The organism is Kluyvera sp. STS39-E, from assembly GCF_040932435.1.
GTDB lineage: Bacteria > Pseudomonadota > Gammaproteobacteria > Enterobacterales > Enterobacteriaceae > Kluyvera.
Genome location: NZ_JBFQGA010000004.1, coordinates 284,371 through 300,510, shown reverse-complemented (window position 1 = coordinate 300,510; position 16,140 = coordinate 284,371). Strand labels below are relative to the sequence as shown.

At 55.6% G+C, this 16,140-nt stretch carries 14 protein-coding genes; 10 read left to right on the top strand and 4 right to left on the bottom strand.

The window, feature by feature from the left end; translation table 11 throughout:
* The first annotated feature begins 4 nt into the window (after window positions 1-4).
* The 7 genes from nuoI (at window position 5) to AB4K05_RS10705 (ending at window position 7,281) form a co-directional block, all read left to right on the top strand.
* Window positions 5-547 carry an NADH-quinone oxidoreductase subunit NuoI gene (gene nuoI / locus AB4K05_RS10735; protein ID WP_368479968.1) on the top strand — a complete coding sequence of 181 codons (543 nt, stop codon included), beginning with the start codon at window positions 5-7 and terminating at the stop codon, window positions 545-547.
* A gap of 11 nt (window positions 548-558) precedes the next feature.
* Window positions 559-1,113, top strand: coding sequence for an NADH-quinone oxidoreductase subunit J (gene nuoJ, locus AB4K05_RS10730; RefSeq protein ID WP_368479967.1), 555 nt, complete (start codon window positions 559-561; stop codon window positions 1,111-1,113).
* Entirely contained in the window at window positions 1,110-1,412 is a 303-nt protein-coding gene (gene nuoK, locus AB4K05_RS10725) for an NADH-quinone oxidoreductase subunit NuoK (protein WP_035892477.1), read from the top strand. Before nuoJ ends, nuoK begins: the two co-directional genes overlap by 4 nt.
* Window positions 1,409-3,250: an NADH-quinone oxidoreductase subunit L gene (nuoL, locus tag AB4K05_RS10720; protein ID WP_368479966.1), complete on the top strand. Its 1,842-nt coding sequence runs from the start codon at window positions 1,409-1,411 to the stop codon at window positions 3,248-3,250. The genes nuoK and nuoL overlap by 4 nt, the downstream gene beginning before the upstream one ends.
* A 114-nt stretch (window positions 3,251-3,364) precedes the next feature.
* Window positions 3,365-4,894: an NADH-quinone oxidoreductase subunit M gene (gene nuoM / locus AB4K05_RS10715; protein ID WP_368479965.1), complete on the top strand. Its 1,530-nt coding sequence runs from the start codon at window positions 3,365-3,367 to the stop codon at window positions 4,892-4,894.
* Window positions 4,895-4,900: 6 nt separating this feature from the next.
* Window positions 4,901-6,358 carry an NADH-quinone oxidoreductase subunit NuoN gene (nuoN, locus tag AB4K05_RS10710; protein WP_368479964.1) on the top strand — a complete coding sequence of 486 codons (1,458 nt, stop codon included), beginning with the start codon at window positions 4,901-4,903 and terminating at the stop codon, window positions 6,356-6,358.
* Between the two features lie 95 nt (window positions 6,359-6,453).
* The gene (locus AB4K05_RS10705; protein WP_368479963.1) at window positions 6,454-7,281 is read left to right on the top strand and encodes an aminoglycoside phosphotransferase family protein; all 828 of its coding nucleotides are present in this window, start codon (window positions 6,454-6,456) and stop codon (window positions 7,279-7,281) included.
* Between the two features lie 39 nt (window positions 7,282-7,320).
* Here the strand turns inward: AB4K05_RS10705 and AB4K05_RS10700 are convergent, their stop codons facing one another.
* The 4 genes from AB4K05_RS10700 to AB4K05_RS10685 form a co-directional block, all read right to left on the bottom strand.
* On the bottom strand, window positions 7,321-8,352 hold the full coding sequence (locus tag AB4K05_RS10700) for a methionine synthase (RefSeq protein ID WP_368479962.1): 1,032 nt from the start codon (window positions 8,350-8,352) through the stop codon (window positions 7,321-7,323).
* A 27-nt stretch (window positions 8,353-8,379) separates the two neighbouring features.
* Window positions 8,380-9,357, bottom strand: coding sequence for a DUF1852 domain-containing protein (locus AB4K05_RS10695; protein WP_368479961.1), 978 nt, complete (start codon window positions 9,355-9,357; stop codon window positions 8,380-8,382).
* Between the two features lie 243 nt (window positions 9,358-9,600).
* A complete protein-coding gene (locus AB4K05_RS10690) occupies window positions 9,601-10,839 on the bottom strand; it encodes an MFS transporter (protein ID WP_368479960.1) in 1,239 nt (412 codons plus the stop codon).
* 19 nt (window positions 10,840-10,858) lie between these two features.
* On the bottom strand, window positions 10,859-12,130 hold the full coding sequence (locus AB4K05_RS10685) for an MFS transporter (protein WP_368479959.1): 1,272 nt from the start codon (window positions 12,128-12,130) through the stop codon (window positions 10,859-10,861).
* 108 nt (window positions 12,131-12,238) lie between these two features.
* Here AB4K05_RS10685 and AB4K05_RS10680 point away from each other — a divergent pair, with 108 nt between their 5' ends.
* The 3 genes from AB4K05_RS10680 to AB4K05_RS10670 all read left to right on the top strand — a co-directional run bounded on the left by AB4K05_RS10680 (window position 12,239) and on the right by AB4K05_RS10670 (window position 16,079).
* Entirely contained in the window at window positions 12,239-12,685 is a 447-nt protein-coding gene (locus tag AB4K05_RS10680; RefSeq protein ID WP_368479958.1) for a winged helix-turn-helix transcriptional regulator, read from the top strand.
* A gap of 232 nt (window positions 12,686-12,917) precedes the next feature.
* A complete protein-coding gene (locus tag AB4K05_RS10675; protein ID WP_368479957.1) occupies window positions 12,918-14,027 on the top strand; it encodes an AI-2E family transporter in 1,110 nt (369 codons plus the stop codon).
* Between the two features lie 267 nt (window positions 14,028-14,294).
* Window positions 14,295-16,079 (top strand): diguanylate cyclase, encoded by a 1,785-nt coding sequence (locus AB4K05_RS10670; protein ID WP_368479956.1) that lies wholly within the window; start codon window positions 14,295-14,297, stop codon window positions 16,077-16,079.
* The last annotated feature ends 61 nt before the right edge of the window (window positions 16,080-16,140 follow it).

Here is a 16,140-nt window from a genome sequence, read left to right as displayed (position 1 = left end):
GACCATGACCTTAAAAGATATTATTGTCGGTGCCGGCACCCAGATACGTAGTATCTGGATGATTGGCCTGCATGCGTTCGCTAAACGCGAAACGCAAATGTACCCGGAAGAGCCGGTTTATCTGCCGCCGCGTTATCGTGGCCGTATCGTGTTAACCCGCGATCCGGACGGTGAAGAGCGCTGCGTGGCCTGTAACCTGTGCGCAGTAGCCTGCCCGGTTGGCTGCATCTCTTTGCAAAAAGCAGAGACCAAAGATGGCCGCTGGTATCCGGAGTTTTTCCGTATTAACTTCTCACGCTGCATCTTCTGCGGTCTGTGTGAAGAAGCGTGCCCAACCACGGCGATTCAGTTGACCCCGGACTTCGAACTGGGTGAATACAAGCGTCAGGATCTGGTGTACGAAAAAGAGGATCTGCTGATTTCCGGTCCGGGTAAATACCCGGAATATAACTTCTACCGGATGGCGGGTATGGCAATCGACGGCAAAGATAAGGGTGAAGCTGAGAACGAAGCGAAGCCTATCGACGTCAAGAGCCTGTTACCGTAAGGAGAGGGGCAATGGAATTCGCTTTTTATATCTGTGGCCTTGTTGCCGTCCTCGCGACGCTGCGAGTGGTTACGCACACTAACCCGGTACATGCTCTGCTGTATCTGATCATCTCGCTGCTGGCTATCGCCGGGGTGTTCTTCTCGCTGGGCGCTTACTTCGCCGGTGCGCTGGAGATCATCGTTTACGCGGGTGCCATCATGGTGCTGTTCGTCTTTGTGGTGATGATGCTGAACCTAGGCGGCGCTGAAATCGCCCAGGAACGTCAGTGGCTGAAACCGCAAATCTGGATTGGCCCGGCGATTCTTTCCGCCGTGCTGCTGGCGGTGATGGTGTATGCCATCCTCGGCATTAACGATCAGGGTATTGACGGCAACGCTATCAGCGCCAAAGAAGTCGGTATCGCGCTGTTTGGGCCTTACGTACTGGCGGTTGAGCTGGCATCGATGCTGCTGCTGGCCGGTCTGGTTGTCGCCTTCCACCTGGGGCGCGAAGATCGCGTCGGTGAAGTGCTGAGCAACCGCGTCGGCGATAGCGCGAAAAGAAAAACGGAGGAACGCGCATGATCCCTTTACAACATGGACTGATCCTCGCGGCGATTCTCTTCGTGCTGGGGCTGACCGGTCTGGTTATCCGTCGCAACCTGCTGTTTATGCTGATTGGGCTGGAAATCATGATTAACGCTGCCGCGCTGGCCTTTGTGGTCGCTGGCAGCTACTGGGGCCAGACCGATGGTCAGGTTATGTATATCCTCGCCATTACTCTTGCGGCTGCGGAAGCGAGTATTGGCCTGGCGCTGCTGCTGCAGCTCCATCGTCGCCGCCAGAACCTGAACATCGATTCAGTAAGTGAGTTGCGCGGATGAACATGCTTGCCCTAACTATTATTTTCCCGTTCCTTGGCTTTGTTCTGCTGGCCTTCTCCCGTGGACGCTGGTCGGAAAACCTTTCCGCTGCCGTCGGCATGGGTTCGATTGGTCTGTCAGCGCTGGTCACCGCCTATGCGGGTATGGATTTCTTCGCTAACGGTAAGCAGGCGTTCAGCCTGCCGCTGTGGACCTGGATGTCGGTCGGTGACTTCAACATCGGCTTTAACCTGGTGCTGGACGGCCTGTCGCTGACGATGTTGTCAGTAGTGACTGGCGTCGGCTTCCTGATCCACATGTTCGCCTCTTGGTACATGCGCGGTGAAGAGGGCTACTCCCGCTTCTTCGCCTACACCAACCTGTTCATTGCGAGCATGGTGGTGTTGGTGCTGGCAGACAACCTGCTGCTGATGTACCTCGGCTGGGAAGGCGTGGGCCTGTGCTCCTATCTGCTGATCGGTTTCTACTATACCGATCCGAAGAATGGCGCTGCGGCGATGAAAGCCTTCGTTGTGACCCGTGTCGGTGACGTCTTCTTGGCATTCGCACTGTTCATTCTCTACAACGAACTGGGCACGCTGAACTTCCGCGAAATGGTGGAACTGGCGCCGGCGCACTTTGCGGCGGGTAATGACATGCTGATGTGGGCAACCCTGATGCTGCTGGGCGGCGCGGTCGGTAAATCGGCGCAGCTGCCGTTGCAGACTTGGCTTGCTGACGCGATGGCGGGCCCGACGCCGGTCTCTGCGCTGATTCACGCGGCGACCATGGTTACTGCGGGTGTCTACCTGATTGCCCGTACCCACGGCCTGTTCTTGCTGACGCCGGAAGTGCTGCATCTGGTCGGAATTATCGGGGCGATTACCCTAGTGCTGGCCGGTTTCGCCGCGCTGGTACAGACCGACATCAAACGCGTTCTCGCTTACTCCACCATGAGCCAGATTGGTTACATGTTCTTGGCGTTGGGCGTGCAGGCGTGGGATGCGGCGATTTTCCACCTGATGACCCATGCGTTCTTCAAAGCGCTGCTGTTCCTTGCGTCCGGTTCTGTGATCCTTGCCTGCCACCACGAACAGAACATCTTCAAGATGGGTGGCCTGCGTAAGTCGATTCCGCTGGTGTATGCCTGCTTCTTGGTCGGTGGTGCCGCGCTGTCTGCACTGCCGCTGATTACCGCAGGCTTCTTCAGTAAGGATGAAATCCTTGCCGGTGCGATGGCAAACGGTCATATCAACCTGATGGTTGCAGGTCTGGTCGGGGCGTTTATGACCTCCCTGTATACCTTCCGCATGATCTTCATCGTCTTCCACGGTAAAGAGCAGATCCACGCGCATGCAGGGAAGGGCATTACCCATCACCTGCCGCTGATTGTGCTGATGGTGCTGTCGACCTTTATCGGCGCAATGATTGTGCCACCGCTGCATGGTGTACTGCCGGCGACTACCGAGCTTGAGCACGGTCGCGTGCTGACGCTGGAAATCACATCGGGCGTCGTTGCGATTGCGGGCATCCTGATTGCCGCATGGCTGTGGTTGGGCAAGCGTACGCTGGTTACCGCCATTGCCAACAGCGCGCCGGGCCGCCTGCTGGGCACCTGGTGGTACAACGCCTGGGGCTTTGACTGGCTGTACGACAAAGTCTTTGTCAAACCGTTCCTCGGCATTGCATGGCTGCTGAAACGCGACCCAATGAATTCGATGATGAACATCCCGGCGGTCCTTTCCCGCTTTGCAGGTAAAGGCCTGCTGTTAAGTGAGAACGGCTATTTGCGTTGGTATGTCGCATCGATGAGCATTGGTGCCGTGGTGGTGCTGGTGCTGCTGATGGTGTTGCGTTGATTTGAGTGTGGGTTTCGCCCGGTAGCGTTGACGTTTACCGGGCCGATAAGACCGTAGTTCGGGCGAGCGTAGCGCCGCCCGACACAACGAACTGAACAAGGAATACAAATCGCCATGTTATTACCCTGGCTAATACTGATTCCCTTTATTGGCGGCTTCCTGTGCTGGCAGACTGAACGCTTTGGCGTGAAGATGCCGCGCTGGATTGCGCTGATCACCATGGGATTGACGCTCGCGCTTGGCCTGCAGCTGTGGCTGCAGGGCGGCTACTCACTCACGCAATCCACCGGCCTGCCGCAGTGGCAGTCTGAGTTCATTCTGCCGTGGATCCCACGTTTTGGTATCACCATACACCTGGCGATTGATGGCCTGTCGCTGCTGATGGTGGTGCTGACCGGTCTGCTCGGCGTATTGGCGGTGCTCTGTTCTTGGAATGAAATCCAGAAATATCAGGGCTTCTTCCATCTTAACCTGATGTGGATCCTGGGCGGCGTTATCGGCGTGTTCCTCGCCATCGACATGTTCCTGTTCTTCTTCTTCTGGGAAATGATGTTGGTGCCGATGTACTTCCTGATCGCGCTTTGGGGCCATAAGGCATCCGACGGCAAAACGCGTATCACGGCGGCAACCAAGTTCTTCATCTACACCCAGGCGAGCGGTCTGGTGATGTTGATTGCCATTCTGGCGCTGGTGTTCGTTCACCACGACGCGACCGGGGTATGGACCTTCAATTATCAAGATCTGCTGAAAACGCCAATGTCTCACGGCGTAGAATACCTGCTGATGCTCGGCTTCTTTATCGCTTTCGCGGTGAAAATGCCGGTGGTTCCGCTGCACGGCTGGTTGCCGGACGCACACTCCCAGGCACCAACGGCGGGTTCCGTTGACCTCGCGGGTATCTTGCTGAAAACCGCGGCCTACGGCCTGCTGCGTTTCGCGCTGCCGCTGTTCCCGAATGCTTCCGCAGAATTTGCACCAATCGCCATGTGGTTGGGCGTTATCGGTATCTTCTACGGTGCGTGGATGGCGTTTACTCAATACGACATTAAACGTCTGATTGCCTACACCTCCGTTTCCCACATGGGCTTCGTGCTGATTGCGATTTACACCGGTAGCCAGCTGGCGTACCAGGGTGCGGTTATCCAGATGATCGCTCACGGTCTGTCGGCGGCGGGTCTGTTCATTCTGTGTGGTCAGCTGTACGAACGTCTGCACACCCGTGATATGCGTCAGATGGGTGGCCTGTGGAGCAAAATTAAGTGGCTGCCTGCGCTGTCGCTGTTCTTCGCGGTCTGTACGCTGGGGATGCCGGGTACCGGTAACTTCGTTGGCGAATTCATGATCCTGTTCGGCAGCTACCACGTGGTGCCGGCGATTACCGTGATTTCTACCTTCGGTCTGGTCTTCGCTTCCGTGTACTCACTGGCGATGCTGCATCGCGCGTACTTCGGCAAAGCGAAGAGTGAAATCGCGGCCAAAGAACTGCCTGGGATGTCGCTGCGCGAGCTGTTCATTGTTCTGCTGCTGGTCGTACTGCTGGTGCTGTTGGGCTTCTATCCACAGCCGATTCTGGATACCTCGCACTCTGCGATGAGTAACATCCAGCAGTGGTTTGTTAATTCTGCTTCTACTACAAGGCCGTAAATCGCCATGACAATAACTCCACAACAACTGATCGCGCTGCTACCGCTGCTGATCGTCGGCTTGACGGTGGTGGTTGTGATGCTCTCCATTGCGTGGCGACGCAATCACTTCCTCAATGCCACGCTGTCGGTACTGGGGCTTAACGCCGCGCTGGTTTCGCTCTGGTTTGTTGGCCAGGCAGGGGCGATGGACGTCACCCCGCTGATGCGCGTTGATGCTTACGCCATGTTTTATACCGGCCTAGTGCTGCTGGCGAGCCTCGCCACCTGCACCTTCGCCTACCCGTGGCTTGAAGGCTATACCGACAACAAAGAAGAGTTCTACCTGCTGGTGCTGATTGCGGCCCTGGGCGGTATTCTGCTGGCTAACGCCAACCATCTGGCGGCGCTGTTCCTCGGTATTGAGCTGATTTCCCTGCCGCTGTTTGGTCTGGTTGGTTACGCCTTCCGCCAGAAGCGGTCGCTGGAAGCGAGTATCAAATACACCATTCTCTCCGCCGCGGCATCGTCCTTCCTGCTGTTTGGTATGGCGCTGCTGTATGCGCAGTCCGGAAACCTGTCGTTTGTTGCGCTCGGCAAGAGCCTTGGCGACAACATGTTGCACGAACCGCTGCTGCTGGCGGGTCTGGGTATGATGATCGTCGGCCTTGGCTTCAAGCTCTCTTTGGTGCCGTTCCACCTGTGGACGCCGGATGTTTACCAAGGCGCACCAGCGCCGGTGTCAACCTTCCTGGCGACCGCCAGCAAGATTGCCATCTTCGGCGTGGTGATGCGTTTGTTCCTGTATGCGCCAGTGGGCGACAGCGAAGCCGTACGCGTGGTGTTGGGCCTTATCGCCTTCGCCTCCATCATCTTCGGTAACCTGATGGCGCTGAGCCAGACCAACATCAAACGTCTGCTCGGTTACTCTTCCATCTCTCACCTTGGCTATCTGCTGGTAGCGCTGATTGCGCTACATAGCGGCGAGATGTCGATGGAAACCGTGGGCGTGTATCTGGCCGGTTACCTGTTCAGCAGCCTTGGCGCATTCGGCGTCGTTAGCCTGATGTCCAGCCCGTACCGTGGTCCGGACGCTGAGTCGCTGTTCGCCTACCGTGGTCTGTTCTGGCACCGTCCAATTCTGGCGGCGGTTATGACGGTGATGATGCTGTCTCTGGCCGGTATCCCGATGACGCTAGGCTTTATCGGCAAGTTCTACGTGCTGGCGGTCGGTGTGCAGGCGCATTTGTGGTGGCTGGTTGGCGCTGTGGTGGTCGGCTCGGCAATCGGTTTGTACTACTACCTGCGCGTGGCCGTGAGCCTGTACCTGAGCGCGCCGGAAAAACCGAACCGCGATGCACCGTCGAACTGGCAGTACAGCGCCGGCGGTATCGTGGTGCTGATTTCCGCACTGCTGGTGCTGGTGTTGGGGGTTTATCCGCAGCCGCTGATTAGCCTCGTGCAAAAAGCGATGCCGCTGATGTAATTTATTGCAGCGATGTGCAGAAACCGCCGATTTATCGGCGGTTTTTTTATGCGGCTGATAGACTTCTTACAGCGTTCTATTGATAAGGAGATGAAATGGATAACGCGGTATTTTCCCCCTGGCTAGCGCGCTGGAAGCTGCTGCCTGATGGCGCTGCCACGACCACTCATACCTCGCAGTTGCTGCCGGTAACCGTCGCCGCAAGCGGGGCGAAGGCGATGCTCAAAATTACCCATGACGTGGACGAGCAGCGCGGAAATAGGCTAATGGCGTGGTGGCAAGGCGAGGGCGCAGCGGCGGTAATTGCCCAGCACAATGAGGCCATTCTTCTCGCCCGCGCAGGCGATTCATCTTCGCTAACGGTCTTGTCTCAACGCGGGCGGGATGACGAGGCGTGCCGCATTTTATGCCGTACGGCAAACCGTCTTCATGCGTCAACCGCGCGGCCGCTGCCCCAGCTAACGCCGCTGGACGTCTGGTTCTCCCCACTCATGCCCGCCGCGCAGAAATATGGCGGCTTTCTGACGCGCAGCGCCGAATTTGCGCAGTCGTTGCTCTCAACGCCGCGCGATGTGGTGGCACTGCACGGCGATCTGCATCATGACAATGTGCTTGATTTTGGCGCATCCGGCTGGCTGGCTATCGATCCCAAAGCGCTCATCGGCGAGCGAGGATTCGACTTTGCCAATATTTTCACCAATCCCGATCTTGGCTATCCCGAACCGCGGGTGGCGGTGGTGGCGGAGATATTTAAGCAGCGTCTGGCGACGGTGAGCGAGGCGGCGAGCCTGGACAAAACGCGTCTTCTGCAATGGATTGTGGCGTGGTGCGGGCTGTCGGCAACATGGTTGCTTGAGGATAATGAACCTACCGCTACGGTATCCGCAGTGGCGAAGCTGGCGCTTGCTGAGCTGGAAGGGTAAAGACGGGCGTTGATGATGGCCAACGCCCGGCAGGTCGGGTTATCTCGCCAGAAGCTCGCGGCGAATAATGTCAGCACCCGCGCTCAAGGCATTGAGCTTGCCTCTGGCAACCTGGCGAGGCAGGGGGGCCATACCGCAGTTAGTTGAGGGATAAAGCTTATCGGCATCCACGAACTGCAGCGCTTTACGCAGAGTATTCGCCGCTTCTTCCGCTGTCTCAACGGTGTGGTTTGCTACATCAATCGCGCCAACCATCACTTTTTTACCGCGGATAAGCTCCAGCAGATCCATCGGCACCCGCGAGTTGTGGCATTCCAGCGAAATGATATCAATGCTCGAGGTTTGTAGTTTCGGGAACGCCTCTTCATATTGGCGCCACTCGGAGCCCAGCGTCTTTTTCCAGTCGGTATTGGCCTTGATGCCGTAGCCATAGCAGATATGTACGGCAGTTTCGCACTTCAGCCCTTCCACGGCGCGCTCTAACGCGGCAATGCCCCAATCGTTCACCTCGTCGAAGAACACGTTAAACGCCGGTTCATCAAACTGGATGATATCCACGCCTGCGGCTTCCAGCTCGCGGGCTTCCTGGTTGAGAATTTTAGCGAACTCCCAAGCCAGCTTTTCGCGGCTTTTGTAGTGATCATCATACAGCGTATCAATCATCGTCATCGGGCCGGGCAGTGCCCATTTAATCGGCTGTGAGGTGAGCTGGCGTAAGAATTTAGCATCCTCAACGAATACCGGTTTTTGACGCTCGACGGCGCTGACTACCGTAGGCACGCTGGCATCGTAGCGATTACGGATCCGCACGGTTTCACGTTTTGCAAAATCCACGCCGCTCAGGTGTTCGATAAAGGTGGTCACAAAGTGCTGACGGGTTTGCTCGCCGTCGCTGACGATATCAATACCGGCCTGCAGCTGTTCGGCTAGCGATAAACGCAATGCATCCTGCTTGCCCTCAATTAATTCTTCGTTCTGCAACTTCCACGGTGACCATAAGGTCTCCGGCTGCGCCAGCCAGGAAGGTTTCGGCAAACTGCCCGCCGTTGAAGTCGGTAGCAATGTTTTCATAACAGGTGACCTTATATTTATAATGAATTAGATAGCGTACTGAGCAGACCATTGTTCAAGGATTTGCTTGTAAGGTTTTATAAAATGCGCTTCCGTAAACTTGCCTTGTTCAATCGCTAATTGGCTACGTTCTTCCCTGTCGTACACAATTTTGGTTAATGAGTGATCCTGATGATTCAGGCTCGGCTGATAGCACAGACCGGCCGCTGAGTTCGCATTATAGATTTCCGGGCGATAAATCTTCTGGAAGGTCTCCATCGTGCTGATGGTGCCGATAAGTTCAAGATCGGTGTAATCACCCAGCAAATCGCCAGAGAAATAAAACGCCAGTGGCGCAACGCTCCCTTGCGGCATGAAATAGCGCACCTGTAGACCCATTTTGCCAAAGTAACTTTCGGTCAACGAGGTGCCTTCCTGCCGATACTCGATGCCTAACACTGGATGACGGTTACCGGTCTGGTGATAGGTGTTCTTATTCGAAATGCTCAGACAGATAACCGGCGGCTTGCTAAAACTGCGCTGATATTCTTTTGACTGAGTAAAGTATTTGAAGATATTGCCGTGCAAATCACCAAAGTTATCCGGAATGCTGAACTGAGGCTGATTTTTGTTGTGATCCAACAGCAGCACGCTGAAGTCATAATCACGTACGTAAGACGAAAAGTTATTGCCCACAATCCCGCTATGTCGTTCGTTGGTTTTGTTATCAATAATATGGGTTTGCAAGATTTCGATAGCCGGGAAGGCATCGCTGTGATCTGCAATATTCATCTCAACGGAAATGATTTCGAGCTCAATAGAATAACGATTGCCCTTAGGGTTATCCCAATGCGCCAGCGTATTGAAGCGATTATTCATCATCACCAGCGTATTGCGTAAGTTCTCCTGACGGTTATTCCCTCGGGCTAAATTCGCAAAGTTAGTGGTGATTCGCGTATTTTCAGAAGGGTTATAGTTTTCATCAAAAAGACTGCGCTTAATCGTAAATGTAAAATCTTTAGTCATCGTGATCTTGCATCCCAGGTGCCGGTGTGAAATTTGTCTTACTTATTGATTAAACATGAGTTATTGCTTTGGTGCTCACGGTTTTCATGTTGCCAACAAGTTAATATGATGTATTTATGCCAGACCGGCTGGATGAGAGAAAGCGACTTAATTTCACTAAACATGAACGAATTTCATGATCAACGTTCATGTTGAATAAAAAGGCCCCTGCGGGAAAGCAGGAGCGGTAGAGGATGGAGAGCGTTAAATGACGTGCGGCTTAATGCGCGGGGTGTTCTCGAGCTGTCTAATGGCAGGCACTAAGCAGGCCCCCGCCGTGGCAATAACAATGGCGATGGCAGCAACCAGCAGCACGTGGCTACTGCCATATTGTGCGGCCATCGGCCCGGCCACCAGTTCGCCAAAGGGGATCGCCACAAACGATCCGACTGCATCGTAGGCGTAAACGCGGGCCAGTTTTTCCGGTGGAATATGCGTTTGCAACGACTGCGCCCAAGCAACACCAAAGAGACCGAAAGCAACCCCGGCGATAAAGAACGCCGCCATTAGCCACGGGGCCGATGTCGGCAGACTCAGCAGAAAAACCGGTGCGGCGCACAGGGCAACCAACATGGTGCCAATAAAAAGATCGCGTCTAGGACGCCAGCGCAGGGCGAGGAATGAGCCGGTAATCAGCCCCACGCTTTGCGCAGCAATAATCATCCCCCAGCTGGCGCGGCCAAAAGAGGCATCGGCAATGACCGGGCCGAGCACCATGACCACCCCGCTAAACGCGGCATTGATGATGGTGAATTGCACCACAATCGACCACACCCAAGCGCGGCTGGCGAACTCTTTCCAGCCCTCTTTTAAATCCAGCAGGATGTTACTTTGCACCTCCGTCGTTTTGATTGACGCGACGCGTATCAGCAAATAGAGCGGTGCCGCGGCAGCGAAACCCAAGGCATCAATCGCCAGCCCCCAGCCGGGGCCGACGATGCTAATTAAGATCCCACCCAGCGACGCACCAATAACCGTCCCGCCATAGATGCCAAGCTGGATGATGGCATTGGCAGAACGCCGACAGTGCGTTGGAACGGTCTGCGGAACCAGAGCCTGAGAAGCGGGCAGCGCGATGCCAGCGGCAGCGCCGTTAATGGCGCCAAGCACGGCGAGTCCCATGACCGTCGCGGAGCCGCCGAGCACTGAACCTGCGACGATAGCCTGTGATAATGCCGCAACGATGGATGACGATACCATCACCCGGCTACGCGAGTAGCGATCCGCTAATACGCCGCCCAGCAGCAGGAACGCCACGTTGAACAGGGAGCGAGAGGCCACGACAATCCCCAGATCGGAAACCGACCCGCCGATATCAAGCACCGCAAATGCCAGCGCAATGGGGGCAATACCGTTACCCAAAACGGTCAGTAGTCGAGCAAAAAACAGATAGCGGAAAGGGCCAAAGTGAAAGGCGTGCACTTTTTTATGAGACGTTTGCATGGTGACAAGGGCTTATGGGTTAAGGGTTTTGCGCAGAACCATCGGCGTTTTGTGCAACTTTATCACATGGCGTGCGCGGCGAATGATTTGTTTCTAGCGTCACCTTACCCCGCGTCAGAAGCCAAAATAGCAAGGCCAGCAGGCTGACCGCCGCCCCCAACAGGCATACGCCTTGCCAGCCCGCATGGGCATAGGTGAATGTGGTGCTCATCGCTCCTAGCCCGCTGCCGACAGCGTAAAACAGCATATACAGACCGACGAGCCGACTGTGAGCGTCGGGACGGGTGCGAAAAATGAGGCTCTGATTGGTGACGTGCAGCGCCTGGCCGCCGAGGTCGAGCAGCACGATGCCCAGCACCAGCGCCCACAATGACTCATTCATCAACGAGAGTGGCCACCACGCCAGCAGCAGCACCGCGAGTGCCAGCGCGCTGGTTGATTGGGCGTGGCCGCGGTCGGCCCAGCGCCCGGCGCGCGCAGCGGCGAGTGCGCCCAGTACACCCACCAGCCCAAAGGCGCCAATGACGGTATGTGAAAAACTATAAGGGGGCGCACTCAGCGGCAGCACCAGTGCGCTCCAGAAGATATTGAAGGCGGCGAACATCATTAGCGCCAAGATCCCCCGCACTTGCAGCACCTTTTCCTCGCGCAGCAGCGTTAGCATGGAGGCCAGCAGGCGCGGATAGCTCAGCGCGTGAGACGCTGGCGGTAAGACGGGGAGCCGCCGCCACAGCGGAAAACTGATTGCCACCATCAAAATAGCGGCGCAGAAGTAGACACCGCGCCAGCCTGCAATATCGCTTATGCCCCCGGAAAAGACGCGCGCCAGCAGCAGTCCGATAAATACGCCGCCTTGCGCCGCGCCGACGACGCGACCCTGTTCGCTGGTGGCAGCAGCGCTTGCCGCGTAGGCGATAAGCCCCTGAGTCATTGCCGTGCCGAGCATGCCGACGGCGAGCATACCTACCAGTAGCACGGGGGCGGAGGTGGCGGTGCCGACTAGGCACAGCGCGGCGGTCAACGCCAGCAACTGTGCGGTCATAAGACGGCGGCGGTCTAGCCTATCGCCGAGGGGCACCAAAAACAGCAGCGCCAGCGCGCAGCCCACCTGCGTGGCGGTGATGATGCCGCCGACAGCCGCATAGCTGATATCAAAATCCCTTGCCAGCGCATCAAGCAGTGGCTGCGCATAGTAGACGTTGGCCACGCTAAGGCCGCTGGCGATGGCAAAAAGCCGCACTAGGCCCGCAGGCAGGGGCGGCATGGAGGATGAGGTAGGAGGAGCAATCATATTTTTAGCTTCCATAAACTGGTTTCAAAATAAAACCAATTGAATGCTAGAGTAGGTGGTTTTAAAATGCAACCATGACAACGTTCCTTCTATCGACTAGGAGAAAGTATGCAGCCCACTAAAACCCTCAAAACTGAGCCATGTCCTGTGGCGCGAACGGTCGATCTGATTGGCGACCGCTGGTCGCTGCTTATCGTGCGCGATGCCTTCGATGGCATGCGCCGTTTTGGCGATTTTCAACGCAGCCTCGGGATGGCGAAAAATATCCTCTCCGATCGGCTGCACAAGCTGGTCGATGCGGGCATTCTTGCCCGCCGGGACGCTTCGGACGGCACGGCTTATCAGGAATATATTCTGACACCGCAGGGGGAAGGCCTTTTTGCCATCGTTGTGGCCCTGCGTCAGTGGGGCGAACAGCATCTGTTTGCACCCGGCGAGGAACATTCGGTGCTGGTGGATAAGCGTTCGGGAAAGCCGGTGCCTCGGATGGCATTGCTGGCGGAGGATGGCGCCATGCTGATGCCTGACGTCACGGCTGTGCGGAAAGTTACGTAAGACAGCGTGAGGCATGGCGTAACATGTCTGACGTGGCCTGAGCCAATAATCAGAGTATCAGTTTCCTAGTCGGCTGATAGCCCTGCCTATTTGTCTATATAGCGATTCGGGCGGTAGCAGGATTAAAGAGGGAGCATCAATTCCGAAAGCTAACGGGGAGCGGGCCAGAAATTGGTAAATCCCTCTAAACGCCTCTATAGTCGTGACAGTTTCCACGCGACAGGATCCACCAATGCGCTTTAACGGACTGACCAAAGGTTTTTTCATTTTCATTCTTGCCCTCGTCACTTGGGCGTTCTTCGATGTGCTGTCCCCTTACTTCTCCGCCATTTTATGGGCCGCTGTATTAACCGTTGTCTTTAACCCGATAAAAAATAAACTGCGCAGCGCGCTCGGCGATCGCAACGGGCTGGCGTCGTTACTGACCATCGGCATTATTTGTCTGATTGTGTTTATTCCACTGATGGTTATTTTGTCTTCGCTGGCGCTTGAACTGAGCGTGGTTGACACCAAATTGCAGGAGAACACCACTCAGTTTCCTGAAGTTGTCGCCAGTATTTTTTCTCATCTTCCGACGTGGGCCAAAGGGTTCTTGATTGAGCATAATCTGGATAGCGCTGCGCAAATCCAGAAAAAACTCTCTGAATTTGCCCTCCAGGGCGGGCAGTACCTAGCAGGCAGCGCATTTCTCATCGGCAAGGGAACCTTCGGTTTTGCCATTAGCTTCGGCATCATGCTTTATCTGCTGTTCTTCTTGCTCAAAGACGGCCCGTTTCTGGTGCGCCAGATTCTGGACTCGCTGCCGCTTTCTGATTTTGCCAAACAGCATCTGTTCGCCAAATTTGTCGGCGTGACCCGCGCGACGGTAAAAGGAACGGCGGTGGTGGCGGTGGTTCAGGGGACGCTCGGCGGCATTGCTTTTGCGATTGTCGGCATCGATGGCAGCGTTTTATGGGGCGCGCTGATGGCGTTCCTGTCGCTAGTTCCTGCCGTCGGCTCAGCGATTATCTGGGTACCGGCGGCGATTTTCCTCTTCGCGACTCAGCAGTTGTGGCAGGGGCTGTTTATCGTCGGCTTCTTCGTGATTATTGTCGGGCTGGTGGACAATATTTTGCGTCCGCTGCTGGTTGGTAAAGACACCAAGATGCCGGACTATCTGATCCTGATAACCACGCTTGGCGGTATGGAAGTTTACGGTATCAACGGCTTCGTTATCGGCCCGTTGATTGCGGCGCTGTTTTTAGCATGCTGGAATCTATTTTCCGGGCGAGATCACGCTGGCAATGCGGAAGGGCTGGACGAAGAGTTTATTGAAGAGGGAAAAAACCCTCCAGATTTGTAACGATAAGACGATAACAAAAGGCGGCCTCAGAGCCTAATGCCAGTCAGTTAAGCCAAATTCGTAGGCCGGATAAGCAAAGCGCCATCCGGCAATCAGCGCGCAGTGTGCCGGATGGCGCTTTGCTTATCCGGCCTACCGTCCTTCTGAGTTCAACGCCCTAACTGTCCAGCATTAGCCTCAGGGCCGCCTTTTGTTTTTACGAGAAATCATACGTTTCCTATAATTTACTCATGCTTATTTATTATCCGTCGCAGAAGGAACCTACAGGTGCGAATTGCCACAATAACCAACTGGGCCTATAGCGCGACGGTATGCCTGACCATTGCCTCCGGCATCGTGATGCTGATGGCGTCCAACGCAGATAACACCGAACGCCAAGCGGTAGAGCAGCGACAGACATTCGATCAGCTTACCGATGAGGTCGAAGCCGATGCGTGGTCGCTGTCCGATCTGGCGCGACTTTACGTGGTGGCGAAAGACCCTGAGGTGCTCAAGTCCTATCGCCTGAAAGAAACATCGCTGAATAAAATTGAGTTTCGGCTTTCGAAGCTCAAAGACAATGGGGCTTCGGGAGAAGAACTGGCGTTGCTGCATGAAGGGTTACAAATTGTCGATGCGCTACAAGATGAGCAGAAGGTTGCCTTCGATAGCGTCGAACGCGGCGACGACAAAGAGGCTATTGCACTACTTTACGGGAAAATTTATGAGCAGGAGCTCGACCGCGCGCAGGAGCGAATAGACCATTTCCGCCAGATGCTGGACACTCGGGCTCGAGGCGCGATTGTCGATGCGACCAAAGCCTCCCGTACGCTGCGCACGCTGTCCGAAGTGATGGTTGGGCTGACCGCGCTGCTCTTTTTGTTTGTTCTCGGCTTTATTTTAAAGCGCCGGGTGCTGCAACCGGTTGTCCGCCTGAGCGATGTGGTTCATCGCCTCGCCTCGCAAGATTACGCCGTGGAAACGCCTAATTTTAATCAGATTGATGAAATTGGGGACATGGCGCAGGCGATCCGTATTTTCCGTGAAAATGGCTTGGCGAGGCAGCAGTTAGAAAGGGAGCGTGATGCCAACTGGGCGATACGCGAACTGCTGGCGCGTATGACTCAGCGTTTACAGGGCTGCGAGAGCTTTGCCGATGTCATCAACGTGGCGGAACTTTTTGCGCCGAACATCGCGCCGGGTGTCGCCGGGCGGCTCTATATTCTTGACCGTGAACCTTGGCAGATGCGCTGTGTGGCGCAGTGGCTGTCCCCGCAGGGGAGCAGCGAACCTTTCCACCCGGATGAATGTTGGGCGGTACGGCGCGGGCAGAGCCATCCTCCGGTACAGGGCGAACCTGACATTATCTGTTATCACCTGCCGGATTCGTGTCAGGAACACACTTTGTGCATCCCGCTAATCGCGCAGGGAGAGGCCATCGGTTTGCTGTCATTCCAGAATATAAACGATGACATTACCTATTCTCGTGGCTATCTCGAATTAATGGCCGAGGCGCTCGGACTGGCATTAGCCAACCAGCGCTTACGCGATGCGCTGTTAGAAAAAGCGCTCTACGATCCCCTCACCGGCCTGCGTAATCGACATCATCTGGAAGACATTATGGGCACTCAGATGAGCCAGGCTATCCGCAATAAGAAACCGATAAGCTGCCTGATGATTGATATCGACCACTTCAAAGGCATTAACGATCGCTTTGGCCATGAAGTGGGCGATGGGGTTATCAAAAGCGTCGCCTCCATCATCCAGCGCGTCGTTCGCGATGGCGGCATGGCTTTCCGCTACGGTGGTGAAGAGTTTCTGGTGCTGCTGCCTAATATGGATGAAGAGGCCGCAAACCGCTGTGCAACGGTGATTTTCAACGGAGTACGTGAAATGCCGCTCCGTTTTGGCGGGGTAGATGTCGGCCATGTCGACGTGTCTATCGGCGTGGCAAGCTTCCCGGAACATGTTCAGAGCGATAACCTTCTGCGTGCCGCCGACGTTGCGCTCTACCGTGCAAAAGAGCTGGGGCGTTCACGAATTGTTAATTTTGGCATGCTGGAAGCGGGGTGAAGCGGATAGGCGAGTTGTCAGCGCCAATACGTTGCTATAATGGGCCAGGAATTTGAAAATT

What these genes read in the sequence shown, in the direction of transcription:
- nuoI (WP_368479968.1), top strand. Translation starts at nt 5, where the DNA reads ATGACCTTAAAAGATATTATTGTCGGTGCCGGCACCCAGATACGTAGT.
- nuoJ (WP_368479967.1), top strand. Translation starts at nt 559, where the DNA reads ATGGAATTCGCTTTTTATATCTGTGGCCTTGTTGCCGTCCTCGCGACG.
- nuoK (WP_035892477.1), top strand. Translation starts at nt 1,110, where the DNA reads ATGATCCCTTTACAACATGGACTGATCCTCGCGGCGATTCTCTTCGTG.
- nuoL (WP_368479966.1), top strand. Translation starts at nt 1,409, where the DNA reads ATGAACATGCTTGCCCTAACTATTATTTTCCCGTTCCTTGGCTTTGTT.
- nuoM (WP_368479965.1), top strand. Translation starts at nt 3,365, where the DNA reads ATGTTATTACCCTGGCTAATACTGATTCCCTTTATTGGCGGCTTCCTG.
- nuoN (WP_368479964.1), top strand. Translation starts at nt 4,901, where the DNA reads ATGACAATAACTCCACAACAACTGATCGCGCTGCTACCGCTGCTGATC.
- AB4K05_RS10705 (WP_368479963.1), top strand. Translation starts at nt 6,454, where the DNA reads ATGGATAACGCGGTATTTTCCCCCTGGCTAGCGCGCTGGAAGCTGCTG.
- AB4K05_RS10700 (WP_368479962.1), bottom strand. Translation starts at nt 8,352, where the DNA reads ATGAAAACATTGCTACCGACTTCAACGGCGGGCAGTTTGCCGAAACCT.
- AB4K05_RS10695 (WP_368479961.1), bottom strand. Translation starts at nt 9,357, where the DNA reads ATGACTAAAGATTTTACATTTACGATTAAGCGCAGTCTTTTTGATGAA.
- AB4K05_RS10690 (WP_368479960.1), bottom strand. Translation starts at nt 10,839, where the DNA reads ATGCAAACGTCTCATAAAAAAGTGCACGCCTTTCACTTTGGCCCTTTC.
- AB4K05_RS10685 (WP_368479959.1), bottom strand. Translation starts at nt 12,130, where the DNA reads ATGATTGCTCCTCCTACCTCATCCTCCATGCCGCCCCTGCCTGCGGGC.
- AB4K05_RS10680 (WP_368479958.1), top strand. Translation starts at nt 12,239, where the DNA reads ATGCAGCCCACTAAAACCCTCAAAACTGAGCCATGTCCTGTGGCGCGA.
- AB4K05_RS10675 (WP_368479957.1), top strand. Translation starts at nt 12,918, where the DNA reads ATGCGCTTTAACGGACTGACCAAAGGTTTTTTCATTTTCATTCTTGCC.